Consider the following 2,685-nt stretch of genomic DNA (forward strand, 5'->3'; position numbering starts at 1 on the left):
CGACCAGGGCCATGCGCCGCACGGGGTCGTGCCCCCGCGCCCGCACGGCCGCCCGCGCGGAGGGCAGCGGGACGAGGAGCACCGGGGCCGACTGTCTTCGAGCCCCGTGCGGCGGCCCGAGGTGCGGGGCTCCGTGTCCCGCCCTTTCGTGTCCCACCTCTCCGTGTCCCACCTCTCCGTGTCCCGCCCCTCCGAAGCCCGGCGCCCCGAAGCCTGGAGTCCCCAGCCCCGCGCGCACAGCCTCCGCCAAGGCCGCGCCGAGGGCTCCCGTGAGCGCCAGGGCGCCCCGCTCCTTGTGCGCGAGGAGAAGCGACCGCACCTCCCGGGCGTACGGCGCCACCGCGTGCACCACCGGCAGCCCGGGCGGCTCGGGCGACGGCCGCACCCGGCGCGGTGCCGCGCCGCCCAGCGCCCTCCGGCACCGCGGGCACAGCACCGTGCGCGGCGCCTCGCAGCCCTCGCAGTCGGCCGGAAGCACCAGGTCCGTGAGGTCCTGCCACCATTTCCGCATGGCTCCACTGTGCCGAGGCTCCGGCCGCCCGGCCACCCCTGTGGACAGCGCCCTGTGGACAACGGACGCCCCGCTCCGACGAGCCTCACCCGCACGAGTGAGAGGGGCACCGGGAGCCCCCGCCGCACAGGGAAGCGGCCCGGACTCCCCCACGGGAATCCGGGCCGCTTCACCCACGTCGGACCGGCCTCACCCCGGATAGACCGGCGCCGTCCCGTCCTTGTCCACCTTCTGCCACTGCGCGCCCGAGGGCAGCCGGACGATCCCGTCCTCCGAGGACGCGACCAGCGGCACCCGTTCGTCCTCGGCGGCGGCGATCGCGGTCGCGCGGGAGAGCGCGGCGGGCGCCGGGCCCTCCAGCGTGGAGCCGTCGACCTGGACGTACCGCATCTGGTGCACACCGCCCTGCTCGCGCCCGACCACGACCAGCCGGCTGTCCCCGGCCCAGGACATCGCCGTGACCAGTTCCATGTCGGGTGCGGCCGGACGCGGATCGACGACGGCCGGGGCGTCGCCCGCCTCGTCCTCGCGCTCGATCCGGCCGATGAGCAGCGACTGCTTGTCGTCCTTCGAGGCCACGACCAGCGCGACCCGTACCCCGTCGGCGGCCACCCGCACGTCCGTGATCCGGCCGCTCAGCCTGGGCAGGGTCACGGTCACCGGCTTCCCGGTGCCCCCCTGCTCGACGACGTGGAGCTGCGGCTTCACCGGGTTCAGGTCGGCCACCCAGAGGTCGCCGCGCGCGTCCCAGCTGGGCCGGGTCAGCCGTTCGTCCTTGGGCACCCCCAGGCTGGTGACCACGGGCTCCCCGAGCGTGCCCGCGGCGGCCAGCGGCGTGACGTACAGCGACCGGCCGTCGGCCGTGACCCCGGCCACCGTGTGCTCGTCCCGCGAGACGGCCACCGACTGCAGCTCCTTGGTGCCCTCGCCGAACGCGCCCGGCACCGGTGTGGCGCTGGTCCCGCCCGCCCCCGTCGGCATCCGCACCAGCCGGTGCTTGCCGTCGAGGAAGTAGAGGTACTGCGGGCTCTGCGCCGAGGCGCGCCAGGCGACGGACTCCGCCCGGTCCTCCGCCAGATCGCACAGCCGCCGCCCGCCGGGCCCCTCCAGCTCGACCGTCTCCAGCGTCGGCGTCAGGTTCCGCAGGGTGAACAGCAGCTGCGTGGCCATCTCGTGGCAGCGGGCCCGTCCGACCCGCGCCGCCTTCGCGTTGAGCGGCACCACCAGGCGGTTCTGGTCGTCGGGCGCCAGCCCCGTCACCCCGCGCTGCAGGGCCGTACCGGTCGGGAAACTGGACCTGACCACGGGCTCGAGCCAGGTGGTCGGGCCGCGCAGCAGGGAGCGCACCATCTCGGTCATCGGGTCGACCTTGCTGCGCACGAACACCGGGTCGGCGACCGCGACCGGCCGCCCGTTCGTCCCGGCCTTGGTGTGGGTCGCGAAGTAGAACTTGTCGACCGAGGTGTAGTTGCGCTGGAAGTCCGACTTGCCCATGACGACACCCGCGGGCGGCGCGTCGATGCGCCACTGGCCGCTCTTGGCGTCCTTCGACAGCCGCACCTGGGTGCGATAGGCGCCGCCCGCGGGCTGATACGCGTGCTGCGCGTCGACCGAGGCGACCTTGCTGCCCTCCAGGACATAGGTCCGCCGGGTGTCCTGCTCGCGCCCGGACTCCTCCGGCGCGTCCGTCATGATGCTCGGCCCGTCGGCGAGCACGGTCGCCCGCTCCGGCCGCCAGACCCGCGCGGCCGCGGGCGTCAGATACTTGCGCGCCGTGTCGTACTGCGGATCGTCACTGGTCAGGGCCTCCAGGAAGCCCTGCATGATCTCGCTGGACGACGCGTCCTGGGCGGGCGGCACCGCGAAGACCCGTACCCCGGTGTCCTGCCGGGGCGTGGACTCGACGTTGCGCAGATCGCCACTGTCGGGCATCGACGCGCAGCCGGACAGCAGGACCGCCCCGCATACGGCGTACGCCACCGCGCGTCCCGGCCGGCGCCGGGCGCCCCCCTCGCGGTCAGCGACCACTCACTGCCTCCCCTGGCTCGGTCGGGTCCTGCTGTACGGCCGCCCCCGGACGGCCGCTGTCCGCCTCGGGCGCCGGGCCCGGAGCGTTGTCGTCGGTGCGCCGGGCGCCGTTCGCGGGCCGGGGCACCACGCGCGCGCCGTTGCCG

The 2,685-nt window shown here is 75.3% G+C and carries 1 protein-coding gene and 1 pseudogene; both read right to left on the reverse strand.

The annotated features are described in order from the left end of the window. Positions 1–511: pseudogene (locus GTW40_RS11205) on the reverse strand (ComF family protein); the annotation flags it as partial. 189 nt (positions 512–700) lie between these two features. Beyond that, the gene (locus GTW40_RS11210) at positions 701–2,539 is read right to left on the reverse strand and encodes an LpqB family beta-propeller domain-containing protein (protein WP_343245662.1); all 1,839 of its coding nucleotides are present in this window, start codon (positions 2,537–2,539) and stop codon (positions 701–703) included. Positions 2,540–2,685 lie beyond the last annotated feature (146 nt).

This window comes from Streptomyces sp. SID4985, from assembly GCF_009863025.1.
Classification (GTDB): domain Bacteria; phylum Actinomycetota; class Actinomycetes; order Streptomycetales; family Streptomycetaceae; genus Streptomyces.